Origin of the sequence: Pontibacter qinzhouensis, assembly GCF_008017455.1 — a bacterium.
GTDB classification, from domain to species: domain Bacteria; phylum Bacteroidota; class Bacteroidia; order Cytophagales; family Hymenobacteraceae; genus Pontibacter; species Pontibacter qinzhouensis.
In genome coordinates, this window is record NZ_VRTY01000036.1 from 1 (window position 1) to 20,840 (window position 20,840).

Consider the following 20,840-nt stretch of genomic DNA (forward strand, 5'->3'; position numbering starts at 1 on the left):
CATCCAAAAGCGATAAGTTGTACTGTTCGCCAGCCTTTCGGAGACGCTTTTTTCAGGTAGTCATGCAGCAAGGCAGCACCTATGGGCACGATCACGATCTTGATGATCTCCATCATCATGTTAATGAACTTTATCTCGATCATGGTGCCGGCAAAGAGCTTTGTCATGAAAGGTGTCATAAAGGGGGCAATGAGCGTGGCGATGGCGGTAACCGTTACAGACAAGACCAGGTTGGCGCGCGCTATGTATACCATCACGTTAGAGGCTAAACCACTGGAGCAGGCCCCCAGCAGAATAATGCCCGCAGCAATCTCTGGATCAAAGTGGAATATTTTGGTTAACAGAAAACCAATTAAGGGCATGATGGTAAACTGGGACACCAACCCGATAAGCACCCCACGACCTGATGTAGCCAGACCTGAGAAATCGCGCAGGCTCATCTGGATGCCCATTCCAAACATAACCAGCTGCACCACAATCAGGATCAACCACTTATTACGCAAATCGAAATCGCCCCAGCTCAGGAAAGCGGCCGGGTAGATCATGCCAGCCACAACGGCGGTCAGAATCCAGGCGGTATACTGATATCCTTTTAAGGCAGGAATAGCCCCAATACCGATAGCGATAGCAACTGCAGCGCTCACCGCGGCTGGTTGCCAGATAGCCAAATCTCCCAGCAGCAGGCCCACCAGCAACAGAAGGAGCGAAAGCCCGGCAATGCCCAGGCAGATTTTGCGCAAAGTGATCATAGGCTGCTTCATTTATAGCACGGTGGCCAGATGTTTGATTGCCTGTGGCGGACTGGCAATAATCGGCACACGTTTCGTTTCTTCGTCCAGACCATTTACCACACGGGCCATAGATGCCTGGGCCAGTAAAATAACGTCTACCTGGCCTGACAGATCCTTTAATGCCGCCGCCACCATGGCATCGTGTTTGTCAGCATCGCCACTCATAAGCGCCTCAAAAGCACCTTCACAGAGTTTAGAGGTTAGTTCTATCTCTTTGCCTGCCGCTGCTGCCCTGCGTTTTACCAGGTCGCTGGTGGGGCCAAGGGTTGTTGGCAATGTAGCTATAACGCCAATGCGGCTTCCGGTTTGCACGGCAAGGTCTGCCATAGGCTGATCTACGCGCAATACTGGCACGCTTGTGAGTGCTGCTGCAGCTTCTACGGCAGCTCCTATCGAGGAACAAGTTACCATAATGTAGTCGGCACCGGCCGCCTCTGCAGAGCCAACATAATCTACCACTCTTCGCGATGTAGCCGCTGTTAATTCGCCTTTTGCAATTACATCTTTTATAAGGCTGTCATCCACGATGTTAAACACATTTACATCGGGCAACGATTCTTGGCAGAGTTGCTGAAATACAGGTACTAAAGTGGCTGATGTATGAATCAGGCCTAATGTTTTCTTTTTCATCTGGTTTAGGTATTTAGAATGTTAAGGGTAGATTTGCCTTGGAGCTTCACCAAAATAAAAATTCAAAATTCAAAATTAGAAATAGTGGAAAAGGTGCTGCAGTGGCCCATCTAGAAGCATTTTCCATCTGTTTAATAATTTGTGAGTTGCTGATTTGTTCTGAGAGCTTTACCTTGTGAGGCTAAGCCAAAATAATCAGGGGAGCCAACTTGTCCACCTTTAAAGTTAACTTCGAGGCCATCAATCGGTGAGCCTGGTGCAAAAGCCTTGCAGATGGGCGCACCAGGCGAGAGCGGTGCCACCATTTCTACAGATTCTATGCCCATGGCTCTGGCCGCGAAACTCGAAGTGTCGCCACCGGCTATCACCACGCGCCTTACGACTGTGTGAGCAGCCACTTCCCGGGCTATCTGTCCAAGAGCAGTGCCATACAGCTGAGCCGTCTGCGATTTGTCACCAGTTTTAGCCAGTATTTGCTTAGTTTCTTTTAGCCGAGTATCATTTCCGCCACAATTGGTGTGCACAATTACACTCCGGCCTTTGTTTATGGTAGCAATGGCCTCGGCAGCACAAGCCGCAATAACGTGGGCAGCTTCAGTTTGTCGGGCAATGGCAGCGGTGTCGAGCGCTATTTGAGTAAAGCCTCCCTCCGATACAGCCCATTCAATCTGGCCCGAGGTTACCGGAGAACAACTTCCCGATACAACCAGTAACGGCTCCGCCACCCCCAGATCGGGCCAGTACTGCGGTGCCTGCAACCGCCCCGCCTCCTGCCAGTAGTTACCCAATGCCATTTCGATGCCGGATGAACCCACCGAAAAAAGCGGTTTCTCAGGTGTGGCGAAAGCATCTATTAATTTCCCGATACCGGCCATCTGGTTTTCATAAATAGCATCAAACAAAACAACTTCGGCACCTTCGGCTAACGTATTCTCTAAGGCTTTTCTCGCTTCGGCTTCTGGCAACACCACCTGCAAAATATCCAGCAGGCCGATCTTTTTGCTTGTTTGCCGAGAGAGGTGCAGGCGCAGGTCGCTCTCATCGGCAGGTGTGGTGGGGTGTTTGCTCATGGAGGGGTGCCGGTCGAGGCGGTGAATCGTGCCCTTGCTCCCGATGCCCATGCGCGCAAATAGGTTTCCGAAAGCGCAGTACCTACCCAGTGCAGGTGCTGCTACTAAAAGTGGCACAAAGCGGGCCTGAAATATCTCGGTGGCAACCTCTATGGCTTTACCGATGCTGCCAATAGCAGGAGAAGAATCGAAGGTGGAGCAGACTTTGTAGTGCACATGGGCAGCACCTAAGGTACGCAAAGCTGCAAAGGCCGGCTTCAGTTCCTGTTCCATTTCGGCAGGCGCCATGGCACGGGTCATGCCTGCAACACCAATTGCCTGCAAACCTTCGTAGCGCGCGAGTTGTTCCGGCGTAGGCGGCTGAATGAACAGCGCCGTTTTTACGCCTGCCCTGCTCAGAAACTCCAACGCATCGGTAGAGCCGGTAAAGTCGTCGCCGTAGTAGGCCAGCAAAAGTTTAGCGGGTTTTGCCATTATTTCTTTGAGCCAAATTTTTCAACCGATTTAGAAAACTCAGGGTATTGCGCAGCCGCTTCTTCTACAGAAAGGCCATTAACTGCTGCCTCCCAAGCCTGGTTTAGTGCTACCACACCGCCTGTAGGGCCATCGGGATGCGCCATAATGCCGCCACCCGCCATGTAAAGCAGATCGGTGGTTTGGGTGCGGCGGTAAGTCTCAGGTGCCTGACCTCCCCACTGCCCCGATGACACCACTGGTAGTACGGAGTAGCCACCCAGCATCGGTTTCAGGCATGCATCAATCGACTTCACCACCGAATCGTCAGACTCCCAGAATTTGTTCTCGATGCCGTTAACATGGATCTGGTCTACGCCTGCCAGCCTCCATAGCTTCTGGTAAGCCGGGAACTCGATACCGAGCAGAGGGTGCCGGTTCAGCATGCCCCACCCGTTCCGGTGACCGTGGATGGCAAGCTGGCCCTGGTCACATATTTTTTTTGCACCGGCCAGCCCCACACTGTTCAGGCTCACCATAGCGCAGGTGCCTCCTGCTGCCACTATTTTATCATAACGCGCTAACATAGAATCGATTTCATCGCTAATATTAAAGGCATACATCACTTTTTTCCCTGTTTTATCAGCGTGGTCGTTTATGACACGCATCACGGCATCTACCCTGTTTTCGAAAGAGGAATTAGCGGAAGCAGAAAGCAACTCATCATCTTTAATAAAATCGATGCCAGCCTCTGCCAGTGTCTTAACCAAGGCTGCGGTTTGCTCGGGTGTCATGCCAATACTTGGTTTAATAATGGTGCCGATAAGCGGACGACCTTCTACACCCGTTAACTTGCGGCAGCCATCTATGCCGAACCTGGGGCCTTTGTAGTGGGCAGCAAACGAGGCAGGCACTTCCAGGTCCATCAGTTTCAGGCCCGTGAACTGGGTTATCTCATATAAATTGCCTTGTAGCGTCGAGACCATGGTTGGCAGGTTATAGCCAAAGTTCTCGATAGACCAGGAGACATTTATCATAGCCCGGTGGTATTGCCCTTTTGCAGACACGGCACCAGGTATGGCCGGTTCATTTACTGTTTCGAGCGGGGTTATGGCTTCTACGCGAGCGGCAAAGCGTTGCTTTAGTTCTTCGGTTTCTCCGGGCACAGCCACAAAAGTTCCAGAAGATTGTTCACCGGCCAGCACGGCTGCCGCTTTTTCCAGTTCATAGGGCGTTTCGATAAAATAAGTGGCTGTTATTCTTTCCATAGCGTATGCTGTTGCCCCCAGGGCAGTTCGTTTAATGAGTTTTGATTTATGGTTTTGGGTTTATGTTTATTCTGTTTAGGGTGCTTCAAGTAACTATATGTAAACCACCCTTGAACTACCGTTTGTTACATGTAAGCTTAAAAAAATAGCGTAATTATTTAAATGAATTTACCCTCCCAAAGCTTTTCTGGTTAATATGCGCCAAGGGTTGCTCCTGCTGTACATCTAAGCCAGTAAACTGCTGAACTGCCTAAACCTGCTAAATTTTATGTTTGTTCACAGGAAAACACCTTTAGTAAGCTGCAGGTTTTTGCGCAAACCCAAAATTCACATGTAAAGTAATAATTTATATTTAAAGGATCGAGCTTCTTGCTGATAAATTTGCAGATTAAAGGCAGATACAGGTGAAAAACTAAAAACCGCACGTTTATTAGATTGGTTCTAGGTACTTTCTCCATTATAAGAAAGGTGCTTTAGCCTGACCAGGCTGCTATTCTTCTATTGTGTCTTGGCACGCTAAAGGTGCAGATCGAATACCTTCTGCTCTTTGGTTTCGCTGAAGCCTCTGCTATGGTAAAATCGGTGGGTTTCTTCCCGGTTCACGTTGCACCTTACTCTTAGTTTGCTGATGCCCTGTCGGCGGCTCCAGGTGCTTACCTCCTGCAGTAGTTTTGTAGCGATGCCTTGGCCTCTGGACTCCTCCTGCACCACTAATCCGCCAACTTCGACGAAGGGAGCCGATGTAACTCTAACAGAGACAAAAGCATGAAGCCAGGCAACCACTTGCCCTGGTGTGGCCGCCACCAGCACCACATCCTGCTGGCTCTGCGATAAGTTACGCAACCTTACAGCTATGTCTGCTGCAGAAGCCTGGTAGCCTAATTCCTGCGTCAAGGCAGCGATACCAGCACTATCGTTTGCCTCTGCTATTCTGATGGTGAACATGATACTTGTTTAATTTTAAGGAATACCTGAACAAAATTGTTTACTGATGTTACGCACCTGCTGGTATGTGGCACCTTAAAGTTAGTTCTAAGTACATTTGGTAACAGCTTTATCCGGTGCCCTCAATCTATTTCGTTCTATAGGAAAAGTCTTAGCGCTCGCGGCTGGGAAAGGGGCCCTATATTAGAGGGGCCCCGTTCTTGGGCATCGCGCTGCTGCATCTTTCCTGTCCGCAAGCGGGCTGCCGCGGCACCGGAACCTGCAAAGGCGCTTAACCCAAGAACTGGGATTTGCGCTACGAGCCTCAGCTACAGCGCCAGCAAATTAATTCGTTGGCTTGGGATTATAAAATTTAAGTGAATATCCTTCGTGCGTAGCCTCGGTTATTTATACAAAGTCATTTCAAAATATTTCACACCAAGCATTGATCTCAAAACAATAACTTAAAAAAGTTTAGTGTCGTGAAACTTGTGGCTTATTACATATTACACCCGTTGCTTTTATTTTAGCAAATACTGCCTGAAGCAGGGGCAGTACCTAACTCAGAACAGGGTATAGTTCGGAAATTCTTTTATTAACCTGCTCGTAGGCAGGTACAGCTATGCCTGCTTCTGCTGCTTTATGGAGCACATAATCTATCAGAAAAGCCTTTTCGTTGCGGTTGTGCTGCTCAAAATCCAGTTGCAGCGAGGTTTTAGCATCTGCCGGAAACTTCTGGAGCAACGCCTTCGCCGTTGCTATATTTTCATCAGTTAAAGTTACGCCTTTTGTTGCAGCTAATTCCTTAACTTCCAGCATCATTTGCTCCAGTTCCTCCAGTAGCTCTTCAGCTGTAGCCAGTTCTCCAAAGTTTTTCTGATAAGCTGTGGTTAGCGCAGCAACCGGCGACAAAAACAGGAATTTCTGCCAGAGCACCTGCTGTATATGCTCGCTGAAGCTAAGGTCCACGCCAGCCGCTGTTACTGCCTGCACCAGCCAGCCAGCGGCGGCAGCATCGCCTCCGATAACAATTTTACCGGGTCCGCCTCTGTGCTCCACCACGCCAGGTGCCACCTTATTAGATACCACATATATACAGCCTTCCAGCACCTTTCCTTTCGTTGGGAGCACGTTCCGGATTATCTCCTGCGCATGCACCATGTTCTGCAGAGGCACCAACAGCGTATTTTCCCCTATACAGTCGCTGTAAGTGTGCAGCACCTCGGCCAGCGCATACGATTTAGTTGTTAAAAAGAGGGCATCTAACACTCCGATGGTGGCAGGGTCATCACTTGTCAGGTCAGGTTTTACCACCCTCTCCTGTCCTTCACTTCTGAATATAAGTCCCTTTTCCTCAATAGCTTTCAGCGTTTGTCCTTTACAAATAAACACAACTTCCAGATCCGGGTTATGGGCGTAGTAAGCAGCCAGTGGAGCCCCTACAAATCCGCCAACACCACCTATACCTGCAATTCCGATTCGAGTTTTTGCCTTTGTCATAGTTTAAATTTTTTATCAGAAAACCTCACCTCCTTTAAATAACAATTAACCTGAAGCAATTCTAAATATTAGCAAGTAAGTTTTATTTAAAACACCCTATTTCTGCATTTAAAATTCTGAATTATTCGAATGAAAACAGCCTCCGAAAGACTTTCCATTAAAAACTTGCCAAGGGTCTTCTTAAATTAATTTAGTTAGTTTAGTGCTAATACGCTATAAAGCTAGCTATCCTGCTGATGAAATGGAGAACAATTTTCCTATTCCTTAATTTTTCTAAAAGCCTGCCATTACCTTGTCACAAATATAAATTATTCAAATGAAAATGGCCTTCTAAAGCTTTTTTGCTAGTTTTTAGTCAAGGTTACGAAATCTATTTACTTCCAGAATTCAAGGTTTTGAATTAAATCTGCTGCAGCCTGGCGAGGAATAATTATTCTTATATACATAATTCTTTCACTAATAAATATACAGCTTGATTACTTTGTGCCGAATGCTTACTTTTGAACGAATGAACACTTGTTCTGTACTCATGGAGGCAGTAGCAGGTGCCTTGGGCCATAATCCATTATTTTAACGACCATACACATACAGACCACATGAAGCGGATTTTACTTCTGGTGCCCCTGCTGTTCCTGCTATTCAGCTCCTGCAGGCAAAGCGACATCAACTCTTCTAAACGAGAAACAATTACCGTGGTGATACCACAGGAAGCCCCATCGCGGGTTAGTTTCGGAGCCGAAAAATTACAAAAGGCACTGGAAACTGCCGGTTACCCGGTTAAACTGGTAACACAGGACAAGCAGCCGAAAAAGGGTCGGCAAATACGGGTTAGATATACCGCTACATTCTTGCCTACTCCCGCTGCTGATGCCCCGGGCAACACAAACGCCGCTGGCAAAGAGGGCTTTACAATTGCTACCGCCGAACAGATTACCACCATTACAGGTACCGATGCCTCTGGTGCGCTGTATGGCTGCCTGGAGCTGGCCGACCAGGTAAAGAAGCAAGGAGAGCTACCAGCCAGCCTGCAACTGACAGATCAGCCGGAGATGGTGTTGCGCGGAACGGCCATCGGTGTTCAGAAACCATATTACCTGCCGGGACGCACGGTGTACGAATACCCCTACACCGAAGAGGAATTTCCGTGGCTCTACGACAAAGAGCAATGGATTCAGTACCTCGACATGATGGTAGAGAACCGCTACAACTCTCTTTACCTCTGGAACGGCCACCCCTTCGCCTCACTTGTTAAACTGCCTGACTACCCCTATGCGCTGGAGGTGGATGAGGAAACTTTCGCCAAAAATGAAGAAATGTTCCGCTTTTTAACAGAAGAGGCAGAGAAACGCGGCATTTGGGTAATACAGATGTTCTACAACATCATCGTTTCAAAGCCTTTTGCGGAAAAACACGGGATCAAAACACAGGATCGTAACCGGCCCATTACTCCGCTTTTGTCAGACTACACCCGCAAATCTATTGCGGCTTTTGTAGAGAAGTACCCGAATGTGGGCTTGCTGATAACACTCGGAGAAGCCATGGAAGGTGTTGGCCAGGATGATGTGGACTGGTTCACAAAAACAATTATACCAGGCGTGCAGGATGGCCTGAAGGCAACCGGTCAAACCGTAGAACCTCCTATTGTACTGCGTGCCCACGACACCGATGCACCCGCCGTTATGAAAGCCGCGCTGCCGATTTACAAGAACCTCTACACCATGGCTAAGTACAACGGCGAGGCCCTCACCACCTACACCCCCCGCGGGAAATGGGCAGAACTGCACCGCAGCCTGAGCCGCATCGGTACGGTGCATGTTCAAAATGTACATATTCTGGCCAACCTGGAACCATTCCGTTACAGCTCGCCCGACTTTATTCAGAAATGTGTGATTGCCATGCACGATGTATACGAATCGAATGCTCTGCACCTTTACCCGCAGGCCTCTTACTGGGACTGGCCTTACTCCGCCGATAAAACAAGTGAGCGACTGCTGCAGGTAGAACGTGACTGGATGTGGTACGAAGCCTGGGCCCGCTATGCCTGGAAAGCCAAGAGAGATCGCAACGAAGAAATAGCCTACTGGTCTGAGCGCTTAGCACAGAAATTCGGGATGCCTGCCGATAAAGCCAAAGATGTTCTGGAAGCACACGAGGAGGTTGGTGAAATATCCCCGAAAATACTGCGCCGCGTAGGCATTACAGACGGCAACCGTCAAACCATGACGCTGGGCATGCTGATGACACAGTTCATCAACCCCTTCCGCTACAGCCTCTTCACTATGCTCTATGAGTCGGAGGCACCTGAAGGAGAAATGATTATAGAGTATGGCGAGAAAGAATGGAAAAAAGAGCCGCATGTTGGTGAAACGCCTTTACAGGTGGCAAACGAAATTGTGGAGCACGGCCGCAAAGCAGTGGCAGCCATAGACAGAGTAGCAGGTGCCGCAACTGAGAACAGTGCTGAATTCAGCCGGCTAAAAAACGACATTTACTGCTACAATGCCATGGCCAACCACTACTCCGAAAAAATTAAAGCCGCTATTGCCGTAGTGCGTTACAAATACTCCGAAGATGTGGCCGACCTGGAGAAGGCGCTGCCACACCTCCAGAAGAGCGTGGAGCATTACCGGGAACTGGTAAACCTGACCAAAGACACCTATCTGTACGCCAACAGTATGCAAACCCCTCAGCGAAAAATACCGATTCGGGCTGCTGACGGAGCGTTTAAACTATGGGAAGAAGTGCTACCAGTGTATGAGGAAGAGTTGGCAACCTTTAAGCAACGTATCGATTCGCTGAAGACGAAGAGAGTTGCCACAGCTGCTAAAATTACGCCTTACAAAAACGCGCATGTCATTCTGCAATCCAGAACCGAAGGCTCCTATACCTTGGGTAAAAGCCAGAAACTCTTTGCCGACACCACGGTTCTCATAAAAGATGTTGCGCCCGAACTTCGTGGGCTGAAAGGAATGCGTTTTGCCAAAGCCAAACAGGTAGCAGAAGGAACAACCCTCCGGTTTACGGCTTCTAGACCAGTTAAATTGCTGGTAGGGTATTTTAACAAACCGGTGGCCTACGGCAGTGAGCAAAGCCCAAACTTTGCCAGATCCCCTGAACTCGAAACAGATGCCACCGCCAACGACTACGGGCAGGGAGAAATAAAGATTTCGAATGCAGTGGTAGCCGGAGACATGCCTCCTGTAAATGTGCATTCTTACTCCTTTGGTGCAGGTAACCACACGCTTCACCTGCCAAAAGGAGCCCTCCTGCTGCTAGGCTTTATAGATGGTAACCAGGAAGTAAGGATCTACGATGCTGGTTTAGCTGGAAGTACCAAAGACATAGACTGGCTGTTTGAGTAGAACAGCAGGCAGCTCTTACAAGAACTGCTTAGAACAGTGGTAACATCATAATGCCGCATAAATAAAAAAGAGAGGCCATACAGGTCTCTCTTTTTTATTTTAAGAATGAGGTGCTATACCCTTGATGGGTTAAGCACTCAAAATGCTTACGGAGGTTATTTTCATTGGAATAATTCGATGTTACGCACTACAGGGGTAAAGGGTATGTTCCTTGTAGGGCATCTGCTGGCTTCGAAGCAAGATGCTCAACCCAAGGACTGGTAATAAGTGCTAAGTGGTAAAGCTACAGCGTCTGCAAAGTTCATATTTTCGATTGCTATGCAGAAACTGATAAAGACCAGGACCAAATTAAAAATCCGATTTCATCTAATTATGAATGACTCACATTCTGGATAATCAACATAGTGACTCAGGAAAAGTCTTGTGTCATGTTACTTAAAAAGATAAAAAGACAAGGAGATGTAACTAAATAGGCTTGCAGCTTTACTACTACCTTATCTTCTTCTGACTCTTATAAAACCTTTATCGTAAACGCGTTTGTTTGTCAGCTCATCCACTTCGTACCAGATATCTATTTCAAAAGAAGGCGTAATGTAGGTGGTGGTAAACTGCTCCTGCTCATCAATGAGTTTATAATCCGTAGTCATTTCGTAGCCATCGTCCAATGCCTTGTAATAGGCTTCGTCGTCATCATCAAATTCCTCCAGGTATTGGTTGTAAACCTGGTGGTATTGGTCAGTTACCGCCTCGTATAACCGCTGAAGCTGTGGCGGATTAAAATCCATGTAACCTTCTTCGTCTTTTCTCCAGCTGCCTTCTTGTTCCATAGTATGTAGCGTAGCAGAAACAGGTGATTCGTAGTGGTTCTGTTTCATCTTTTTGGTAGCACAATTTATATGCCTAAAGCGCCGGCGTATCGCCTAAACCTAATATTTTCTTGTTTAATGTTTTATCTATTCCTGATGCGGCAAAGTCATCGAAGGCTTTTTCTGTTATCCGGATAATGTGGTCTTTTATAAAGGCTGCTCCTTCCACAGCTCCGTCTTCAGGGTGCTTCAGGGCACACTCCCACTCCATTACAGCCCAGCCATCGAAGCCATAGGCCGTTAGTTTGCTGAAAATCGATTTAAAATCTACCTGCCCATCGCCTAAGGAGCGGAAGCGGCCGGCACGGTTTACCCACCCCTGGTAACCGCCGTACACACCCTGCTTTCCGGTAGGATTAAACTCGGCATCTTTTACATGGAACATCCGGATGCGCTCGTGGTAATGGTCGATGTAAGCCAGGTAATCGAGGCATTGCAGCACGAAATGCGATGGGTCGTAAAGCAGGCAGGCACGGGCATGGTTATTTACCTTCTCCAGGAACATCTCGTAACTGATGCCATCGTGGAGGTCTTCGCCCGGATGAATTTCATAGCAAACATCCACACCAGCTTCATCGAAAGCATTCAGGATGGGCAGCCAACGGTTGGCCAGTTCCGTAAAGCCATCTTCGACCAAACCGGCGGGGCGCTGCGGCCAGGGGTAAACCGTGTGCCACAGCAGCGCACCGCTAAAGGTTGCATGCGCCGTTAACCCTAAATTTTGAGAAGCTTTGGCGGCATACTTCAGCTGCTGCACGGCCCACTCCGTTCTGGCTTTGGGGTTGTTCCTGTAATTTTCGGGAGCGAATCCGTCGAACAGCTGATCGTAGGCCGGGTTTACGGCCACCAATTGCCCCTGCAGGTGCGTAGAAAGTTCCGTAATTTGCAGGCCCTGGCTATCTACCAGCCCTTTTATATCTTCTGCATAGCCCTTGCTCTCGGCTGCTTTTTGCAGGTCGAAGTAATGGCTGTTCCAGGTAGGGAGCTGCACCCCCTCAAAACCAATGCTTTTGGCCCAGCGGCATATCGATTCTAAGTTGTTAAAGGGTGGGGTATCGCCTAAAAACTGCGCCAGAAAAATGGCAGGTCCTTTTATTTGTTTCATAGGTGCGGTTTAAATTGTGAAATCAATCCATTTCTTATCTGATTTACCGGAGGCGATTACATGCTCTATAAAAGCCATGCCACGCACGCCTTCTTTTATGCCCGGGTAATCCTGCCACTCCGGCTCCGGTGCTTCGCCTGCAAGCGTGGCGGTAACGCAGAGGGCAAAGTTGCGGTATAGGTTAGCAAAAGCCTCCAGGTAGCCTTCGGGGTGACCGGCTGGGGTACGGGTATTGTGTTGGGCAAATGAGCTGGTGTAGCCTCCGCCGGTGCGGTAAACCTCAGTTGGTTTGTCGAGCCACTTAACCTGCAAGGTGTTGGCTATTTCCTGTTGCCACTCCAGACCGCCTTTCTCGCCGTACACCCTAATTTTCACATTGTTCTCCTCTCCTGCTGCAATTTGCGTGGCCATTAGAACTCCGCTGGCACCATTGTTAAACCTCAGAAAAGCAGCTCCGTCATCGTCGAGTTTTCTGCCTTCCACCACAATGTTAATATCGGCACAGAGTTGCGTCACCTCCAGCCCCGTTACATATTCAGCCAGGTTAAAGGCGTGCGTGCCGATGTCGCCCATGCCGCCGGCTTTACCACTTTGCTCGGGGTTTGTTCTCCATGATGCCTGCTTGTTTTCGCCGCCTTCCTCAAAGGTGCTGAGCCAGCCTTGTGGGTACTCTACATATACTTTCCTGATCTTGCCCAGCTTGCCCGAAGCCACCACTTGCCTTGCTTCTTTCACCATGGGGTAGCCTGTGTAGGTGTGGGTGAGGCAGAACAGCTTGCCCGTACGGTCTGCCACCTCCTGCAGTTCCAGCGCCTCTTCCAGCGAATACGTCATTGGTTTGTCCAAGATAACATGGAAACCGCTTTCAAGGGCGAGTTTGGCCGGCTCGAAGTGCACATGGTTCGGCGTAACGATACTGATGACCTGTACCCGCTGGTCTTCCGGAAGCTGCTTTTCTTTTTCATATAGCTCCTGGTAAGTGGCATATACCCGCTCCGGCGACAGGCCCAGCATTTCGCCGCTGGCCTTCGATTTTTCGGGGTTACTGCTGAAGGCGCCGCACACCAGTTCATAAGCATTATCGAGTTGGGCAGCTATGCGGTGAACAGCGCCAATAAAAGCACCTTGTCCGCCGCCTACCATGCCGAGTCTGAGTTTTTTATGCATCTTTTACTTTAATGAAGTTTCAGAAATCAGTTTACGAATCTTAGTTAGTAAAAAATACAGAATTATCCTTCTTAAACTATCAGAAAATTGATATTAAATTATAATGAAGTGGTGCAGAAAAGGAGCTTTAAGGTTGTGAATCAACACTTTGGCATCAACTAAAATAGAAGCAACAGACTTATACCCTTGGCGTATTTTTGGCCAAAAAGCTTTGGAAGGCCATTTTGATTAGAAACATTTAAGTTGCGCGGCAATTATATATACTTCCTCTTAATTACTGGTTCCAGAGATTGTATCGCGTTGAGAAAAACGACACACAAATCACAATAAACATTTTTTTATAATTTATATAAATGGTGACACAGATTCCGGTAAGCTATGGCGCTCTATTTAAGTATGGTGATAATTGTGGCTTCGCTAGTATCTCTTCAGGAGCCTGTGGTCGAATTCAGCAACTATGGTTACAAACTTAGTTAACATAGTAAATGCACTAGCTCCTTTTATTTTATGTGCCAGTGCCATTGCTTCAGGTGGTAGTCTTGTTTAGTAGCTGGTATAAATATTTCCTGTGCAAAAAGTGGTGAAGCTCAGTAGGTATGAAAACTTATTATTGCTGCTTAATTGTCTTCCGGAGGTAAATCCTTCTTTTCGAGGCATCAGGAGGAACTCTGTTCCGGGCAGGTTGCTGCAATGGCTTCGGAGTGCCGTACAGGGTAACTGGCAGCACTGCCGCCACTCAGCAGGAAGCTGGAGAGTTTTATTGTCAATTATCTCTTTAAGTTCTCGCGGGGAAGCCTCGGAACATAAACCTCCACTTTTTGCACAAGAGAAATTATGCTAATGAAATAGGCCTTCCAAAGAGATTTTCCTCAATTTTATCCAAGGGTTCATCCTGCAATTTTAAGCCTACACCGGCTGTACTTTCAATGCCTGCCAGAGAATCTCGACGGGGTGTTGCGCCTGCCGTTTGGTGCCGTCTTTTATCTGATGGCGGCAGCTGGTGCCGGCGGCTGCAATAAGGGTGTCATGAGCCTGGGCTTCTACTGCCGGGAAAAGTACGAGGCTTCCGATTTTCATCGAAACGTCGTAATGCTCTTTCTCATACCCGAACGAACCCGCCATACCACAGCAACCCGATGGTATCTGCTCCACCACATAGTTTAGCGGCAACGACAGTATGCTGTGTGTTGGAGCCAGCGCATTAAGGGCTTTCTGGTAGCAATGGCCATGCAACTTAATGAGCTGCGGCTTATCGGTAAACTGCTCTGCACGAATATGCCCTTGCGCTACCTCCTGCACCAGAAACTCCTCCAGCAAAAAAGTATGGTTTGCCAGATGCCGGGCCTTTTGCCGTAACTCCGGCGAAACCAGATCCAGGTACTCGTCCCGGAAAGTCAGAATGGCGGAGGGTTCGATGCCGAGTAAGGGTACCTCCGGCTGCACCACCTGGGCCAGCAGCTGCACATTTTTGTTCGCTATTTCCTTTGCCTGCTTCACCAGCCCTTTCGACAGATAGGTACGGCCGCTCTCCAGGTGCTCCGGCATATGCACTTCGTAGCCCAGCGCTGTCAGCAGTTTAATAGTTGTTTTCCCTATTTCTACATCGTTATAATTAGTAAATTCATCGCAGAACAGGTTCACCTGCCGGAGCTGTGGCTGGGCTGTTCCAGCTGCTCTTCGTTTTTTGTCCCACTTTTTTTTCCAGCTGCGTAAGGTGGTAGTACCAACATTCGGTAAAGAGCGGTCGGCAGCAAAGCCTATGACCGATTTAACCAGACTGCTGGTAACACTGTTGTTGATGACATAATTGTAGAGTTGCGGAAAAAGCGAACCTAGTTGCTGCGATTTGGTGAAGTTACCCACCATCCAGGTCCGGAAGGGAACCCCGTTGGCCTCATAGTAATGCTGCAGAAATTCGGCTTTCATTTTGGCAACGTCCACACTGCTGGGGCACTCCGATTTGCAGGCTTTGCAGCTCAGGCAAAGGTCCATCACCTCTTTTATCTCCTGGTGGTCGAAGCGGTTTTCTTTGGAGGAGTTGGTCAGGAACTGGCGCAGAATGTTGGCGCGGGCGCGGGTGGTGTCTTTTTCCTGCCGGGTAGCCATGTAGCTGGGGCACATGGTGCCACCGGTAACGTGCGTTTTGCGGCAGTCGCCGGAGCCGGAGCATTTTTCAGCCAGCCTTAAAATACCTTCCTGCTCCGAAAAATCAAACAGCGTCTCCACCGGTATCACTTGCTTGTCGGGTTCGTAACGGAGCTGCTCGTTCATGGGCGGCGTGTTCACAATTTTGTTTGCGTTAAACACACTCTTCGGATCAAATGCCAGCTTTACCTGTTTCAGGAGCGCATACACTTCTTTACCTAGAACAGTTGGTATAAACTCGCCTCGTAACCGGCCATCGCCGTGTTCGCCGCTCAGCGAGCCGTTGTATTTTTTTACCAGCAGCGCCGTGTCGTGCAGCACCAACCGGAATAGCTCTTTTCCTTCTGAGGTCTTCAGGTTAATCATCGGCTCCACGTGCAGCTCTCCGGCTCCGGCGTGGGCATAATACGAGGCTTTCAGCTTGTATTTATTCAGGATTACCTGCAGGTCCTCTATGTACGCCGGCAAGTCTTCCGGCGACACGGCACAGTCTTCTATCAGGTTCACAGGCTGCGAGTCGCCGGGCAAATTCCGGATAAGGCCCAAGCCGGCTTTGCGCACATCCCAGGCCAGTTTTGTTTGTGCTCCTCTTATGAGCGGGTAAGCGTAGCCAAGGCCAGCTTCCTTCAGATCTGTTACCAAGGCATTTGCCATGGCGGTAATAGCCTCCTGGGTATCGGCCATAAACTCGATCATGAGCAACGCGGCCGGTTCGCCTTCTATAAAAAAGCGGTTGTGCTGGTACACCGGGTGCCCTTTCGTGAAACCCATAATATAATCGTCTACGAGTTCCGACGCCATGGGCTGGTGCTTCAGCGCCACCAGGTTTACCAGCAGCGCCTCCGGCAGCGAACTGCAGTGCACGCACACCAGGCCTTCCGCTTTAGGCGGTAAAGGAATCAGGTCCAGTTTGGCTTCGGTTATAAAGGCCAGTGTACCTTCGGAGCCGGCCAGCAGGTTGCAAAGGTTCAGAGCATCGGTTCCGGCTGCCACGGCATCTGCTACCAGAATATCGAGGGCGTAACCAGTGTTGCGGCGGGTTAACGTAGCTTTTGGGTAATTCTTTTCTATTACCGCCCTGTTATGGTCATTTTTAACAATGGCGCTGATTTCGCGGTAAATGTTGCCTTCCACAGTGGTTTCTCTGCACTTAGCGGCTACCTGTTCCGCCGACAGCGGTCCGAACTCAGTTTCGGTGCCATCGCTTAACAGTACTTTTGCCGTTAGCAGGTGCTCGCGCGTATCGCCCCACACAATGGAGTGAAGACCACAGGAGTTGTTCCCGATCATCCCTCCTATCATGGCACGGTTTGCTGTAGAGGTTTCCGGGCCGAACATGAGCCCGTGAGGCCGCAGAAAAGCATTCAGGTCATCGCGAATAACGCCGGGCTGCACCCGTACCCATCGCTCCTGCACATTTACCTCCAGCACCTTGTTCAGGTACTTCGAAATGTCTACCACCACGCCATTACCTACCACCTGCCCGGCCAGCGAGGTACCTGCTGCTCTCGGAATTAACGAAAGCAGGTGTTTGTCTGCCAACAGAATCAAGGCTTTCAGGTCGGCTTCGTGCTTTGGAATGGCCACTGCTATAGGTTTTTCCTGGTAAACAGAGGCATCGGTGGCATAAATTAGCTTTTGCGATTCGTGCAGCGGAGAGTTATCATAGTAAAACTCACCAGCGAATTTTGCTGCAAATTCAGCAAAGGCAGCAGCGTGTGGGGCAGCATTCATTTTTACAAGCTATAAATTCGATTCTACAAGTAAAGTAACATCAGGGGTGCAGGCAGCGGTACCAATTTCAAAATATGGACTGTTCTACCTCCGCCATCGGCACAGTAAGTTAAAGGTATCTGCTGAACTTACAGTACTTGGAGCGTTAATTTAGAAACTGATGTTACGCATCTTCAGGTATATGGCAGCTTTAAGTTGGTTCTAATACATTTGTTAACAGCTCATCCGGTGCCCTTAGCCCTGCATGTTCCATTGTTTTGCTCCGAGCATCTGCTACTCAAACGGCAGCGGTAATTAATGAGGCAGGAAATACAAGTTTTCTTCAATATATTTAGTGCGTAACATCAGTTAGAAATTTACATTAAAAAATGTTTGTTCGTAGATTCCATTACTGAAGAGGATCTGCCGGCACTACTTACTGAGGCTATATTTTACGCACAAGCAGGGCGGCGGCATTGCCTCCGAAACCGGCTGCTGTTATCAAAATTCGCTTTATATGAGAAGGAGCTTTGCCACCGCTAAACCGAGTCGGGTACGGAAACGCAGGCACTCGCTGCTCCTGTAGCACCTGCAAGGCGTAAGCCAGGCTTAGGCAGGCAGATGCACCATAAGTATGCCCCGTGAGCCATTTGGTTGAAGTAACAGCAGGCATTGTCTCTTTTCCGAACAGACTCACCAGGGCCTGCCACTCAGCAGAATCGCCGGCTACTGTGCCGGGTGCATGCATAATCACCAGATCAACGGGTTCAGTATTTCCAGATTTCTCGATTGCCTCCTGCACTGCCTGTTTAAAATTAGCACCATCCCGGGATATTCCTGTTTTGCTAGTGATGGCTTCGAACCCAAACCCCACCGATTCGAGAACTGCGGCAGGCAGGGCAGCCTGATGTACTTGGTGGTCAGCCACTTTTTCGAGGGCAAATACGGCAGCTCCTTCGCCTAATACAAAGGTGTTTTGTTTCTCGGAATTGAGCGGGCGGCATGGGTAGTGCCCGGTAGTAGTTGAGTAAATGCCGATTGCTTTCATTTGGGCTATGGTAAACGGTGTGAGCGGTGCTTCTGCTGCTCCGGCCAGGAACCTGGTTGCCATACCCGCTTTAAGCCAGGCAAACGCATTGGCAATGGCTTGTATGCCGGTGCTGCAGGTAACGGAGTGGCTGAGTGTAGCACCCGAACTACCCAGGTCCTGCGCCACCCACGACGAAATATTGCCCAGCGTCGTAACCGGAGAAGTCTGCACTGGCACCACGCCTGTCTGCTGAAACTCCTGCACATACTTTTCGAATAAGCCGGTAGCCCCCCTTGAGGAACCAATATTAACCGCGATATCTTTTTGCTGCTCCCAACCTGCCTGCTTCACAGCTTGCCGGCTTACGTACATGGCCAGTAGCACGGTCCGGTCCAACGACTGATAAGCCTTTTTTTCATGCGCCAGACGTGCCAAAAGTTCATCAGCTGCGGGTTGCAAAGCTCCTACAGCTGTTTCGGCACCGTTAAATGCACGCACCTGAAAAGCAGGTTCGGCCTTTTGGAAAGAGTCGGCAAGTGTGGTTTGGTTATGGCCTAAAGCTGAAACAGCACCATACCCACGAATCAGGATGTGTTCTTTATAAGACAAAATATACTTGCTTTATCAGTAGAAGGGTGTTCATCTGTTACTTGTCTTCCTTCTGTTTTACGATGATATTCGGTACTACTTAACTCTTTAAAAATTATTACTGCGCCAACTGCCTTCCAAATAACAACTACACTAAAACCTCTGGTCGCCTGGAGTTACTTTTGTAGTACTCCTTAAAATCCTAAATGCAGGTGCTACTCTAAACACCAGTAACAGCGCTATAAATTATGCTAATGAAAAAGGCCTTCAGAAGGAATTTTTACCTTTTTGCTCCAAGGGTAACAACCAGTACAAATCTTTTAACCGGCCTCTCTAAGCCTTTTTTTTTGCAAAGGTAGCCTAAGGACGGGAAGCTTCCTCTATCCTGCAATAAATTTTAGCCCATGGAAAATAGGATTACAAAAAAAGCTTCTGCAGGTGCCAGTAGCCAACCTGCAGAAGCTTTTGAAAGTTAATTTTCTAACCTTGTACTTTACAAATCCTTAATTTTAATGTTAAACAGCAGGGTTCCAGATAGACTTTAAACCAACTATTTTACCTGAAGAGAGCTTATAAGCTCCTTTTGCCGCTACCAGACGCACGGTAGTAAACGGTTCGTCTGGGAAGTAAATAGCGGTCATGGTTGTTTTGCCGCCATCCGCGAACAGCTCCACCGAAGCCACATCCACTACTAAGCGCAGATTAAAAGACTTATCAGTAACTATACGCGGGCCATACTGGATTCCTCCAAATTTGTCTGAAAAGCTGTGGTCTCCGGCGTTTGTTCTGTCTATATAATACTGGTTTTGAGAGGCGTTATACCCTACCAGCACTTTCTGGTTCCGGCCGTTAGACAGCTCTATAGCGAAATCTCGTCCGGCTGCTGCAGGCTCCAGCTCCAGGCTCAGATCAAATGCAGAAAACTTGTCTGACAGCACAAGGGAGTCTGAGATGGTTTGTGCATCCAGAGTATTTGTTGCAGCAACGTAAGACTCCAGTTCTTTTACAGGTTTGGATACGACACGTAAACCTGCCGGCGTATTTTCCAGTGACAGCGTGCGGGCTATGGTCATGGCGCTTCTCCATTTTTCGGAGGGTACTACATTGGCATAATCCCAGTTGCTCATCCAGCCCATAAACAGGCGGCGGCCATCCTGCTCTGGCACATTGGCCCAGGTTACGCCCGCGTAGTTGTCGCGGCCATAGTCGAGCCAGATGCCTTCGTGTCCTTTTCCTGCCTCTGCTACAGGTTTGCTTTTCAGGGTCGTTTCAAACTGCCTGTCCATCACAAACCTGCTGCCGTCAAAATCGCCTATAAAGTATTGTGTAGCCGAGCCTCCATTTGGTCCGCCGGGGTTAATGCTCACTAGCAACACCCACTTTTCCTGGTCAGAGCCTTCAACAGGAAGCTTAAACAGATCGGGGCACTCCCATACACCGCCATGTGCACCAATGCCTTTTCCAAAGTCGCTTTCTAGTTTCCAGTCCAGTAAATTTTTAGAGGAATAGAAACTGATATGATCCGCTACGGCCAGGGTCATGATCCATTTTTTGCCTGCTTCGTACCAGGCTACTTTCGGGTCTCTGAAATCGCGTATGCCTGGGTTTTTAAGGACAGGATTTGCTTGGTGCTTTTGCCAGGAACGGCCATTGTCGAGGCTGTAGGCCAAGCCCTGCGTCTGGAAATCGGTGCGGCCTGCCCTCTCCCCTTCCATGTTGTGGTAGGTATAAATAGCTACCAGGGCAGGATTGTCTTTTGTGCCCAGGCCAGAGGTATTGTTCACATCCACTACGGCACTTCCTGAGAAAATCATGCCCAGGCTATCCGGGTAAAGCGCAATAGGCAGGTGCTCCCAATGGATCATGTCTTTGCTCACAGCATGCCCCCAATGCATAGGTGCCCAAATGGTGGTATCGGGGTTGTGCTGGTAGAACAGGTGGTACTCGCCTTTGTGGTACACCATGCCGTTCGGGTCGTTCATCCAGCCGGCAGGAGGCGTAAAATGGAATTGCGACCGATGCTGTTCGTCGAATTGCTGTTTTTGTTGCGGATTTTCGGAAGCGGCAGTTTCGGTGGTGCTAGTGCCTGAGTTACAGCTAAATGCTGTAGCAGCTACCAGTACAGCAAAGCTGTTTACTACTTGTTTTATTTTCATGGTATTATTTAATTTACGTATTAAAATTTAAGTAAAAGGACACAAGACGCAGGATTTTTTTCAGATCATGAT

13 protein-coding genes are annotated in these 20,840 nt (G+C 48.8%); 1 reads left to right on the forward strand and 12 read right to left on the reverse strand.

Translation table 11 applies throughout. The annotated features are described in order from the left end of the window. From FVR03_RS10990 to FVR03_RS11015, 6 genes are all read right to left on the reverse strand, one after another. A partial coding sequence (locus tag FVR03_RS10990) for a bile acid:sodium symporter family protein (protein WP_147921801.1) occupies nucleotides 1–749 on the reverse strand: 749 nt, incomplete at its 3' end. Between the two features lie 12 nt (nucleotides 750–761). Then, entirely contained in the window at nucleotides 762–1,421 is a 660-nt protein-coding gene (locus tag FVR03_RS10995) for an aspartate/glutamate racemase family protein (RefSeq protein WP_147921802.1), read from the reverse strand. Nucleotides 1,422–1,552: 131 nt separating this feature from the next. Beyond that, entirely contained in the window at nucleotides 1,553–2,965 is a 1,413-nt protein-coding gene (locus FVR03_RS11000; protein WP_147921803.1) for a four-carbon acid sugar kinase family protein, read from the reverse strand. After that, nucleotides 2,965–4,212 carry a ribulose-bisphosphate carboxylase large subunit family protein gene (locus FVR03_RS11005; protein ID WP_147921804.1) on the reverse strand — a complete coding sequence of 416 codons (1,248 nt, stop codon included), beginning with the start codon at nucleotides 4,210–4,212 and terminating at the stop codon, nucleotides 2,965–2,967. The genes FVR03_RS11000 and FVR03_RS11005 overlap by 1 nt, the downstream gene beginning before the upstream one ends. A gap of 516 nt (nucleotides 4,213–4,728) precedes the next feature. Further along, nucleotides 4,729–5,157, reverse strand: a complete 429-nt coding sequence (locus FVR03_RS11010; RefSeq protein WP_147921805.1) for a GNAT family N-acetyltransferase — start codon at nucleotides 5,155–5,157, stop codon at nucleotides 4,729–4,731. Between the two features lie 537 nt (nucleotides 5,158–5,694). After that, entirely contained in the window at nucleotides 5,695–6,636 is a 942-nt protein-coding gene (locus FVR03_RS11015) for a ketopantoate reductase family protein (RefSeq protein WP_147921806.1), read from the reverse strand. Nucleotides 6,637–7,232: 596 nt separating this feature from the next. Between FVR03_RS11015 and FVR03_RS11020 the strand changes: the two genes are divergently transcribed. Further along, the gene (locus tag FVR03_RS11020; RefSeq protein WP_147921807.1) at nucleotides 7,233–9,998 is read left to right on the forward strand and encodes an alpha-d-galacturonidase; all 2,766 of its coding nucleotides are present in this window, start codon (nucleotides 7,233–7,235) and stop codon (nucleotides 9,996–9,998) included. Between the two features lie 494 nt (nucleotides 9,999–10,492). Here the strand turns inward: FVR03_RS11020 and FVR03_RS11025 are convergent, their stop codons facing one another. The 6 genes from FVR03_RS11025 to FVR03_RS11050 all read right to left on the reverse strand — a co-directional run bounded on the left by FVR03_RS11025 (nucleotide 10,493) and on the right by FVR03_RS11050 (nucleotide 20,768). Continuing rightward, complete coding sequence (locus FVR03_RS11025) at nucleotides 10,493–10,873, reverse strand: hypothetical protein (RefSeq protein WP_147921808.1); 381 nt, start codon at nucleotides 10,871–10,873, stop codon at nucleotides 10,493–10,495. Between the two features lie 25 nt (nucleotides 10,874–10,898). After that, entirely contained in the window at nucleotides 10,899–11,969 is a 1,071-nt protein-coding gene (locus FVR03_RS11030; protein ID WP_147921809.1) for a sugar phosphate isomerase/epimerase family protein, read from the reverse strand. Nucleotides 11,970–11,978: 9 nt separating this feature from the next. Continuing rightward, the gene (locus FVR03_RS11035) at nucleotides 11,979–13,136 is read right to left on the reverse strand and encodes a Gfo/Idh/MocA family protein (protein WP_187270128.1); all 1,158 of its coding nucleotides are present in this window, start codon (nucleotides 13,134–13,136) and stop codon (nucleotides 11,979–11,981) included. A 906-nt stretch (nucleotides 13,137–14,042) separates the two neighbouring features. After that, a complete protein-coding gene (locus FVR03_RS11040; protein ID WP_147921810.1) occupies nucleotides 14,043–17,015 on the reverse strand; it encodes an FAD-binding and (Fe-S)-binding domain-containing protein in 2,973 nt (990 codons plus the stop codon). Between the two features lie 424 nt (nucleotides 17,016–17,439). Next, nucleotides 17,440–18,633, reverse strand: coding sequence for a beta-ketoacyl synthase N-terminal-like domain-containing protein (locus FVR03_RS11045; RefSeq protein WP_255474174.1), 1,194 nt, complete (start codon nucleotides 18,631–18,633; stop codon nucleotides 17,440–17,442). A 494-nt stretch (nucleotides 18,634–19,127) separates the two neighbouring features. Continuing rightward, entirely contained in the window at nucleotides 19,128–20,768 is a 1,641-nt protein-coding gene (locus FVR03_RS11050) for a glycoside hydrolase family 32 protein (RefSeq protein ID WP_147921812.1), read from the reverse strand. Nucleotides 20,769–20,840 lie beyond the last annotated feature (72 nt).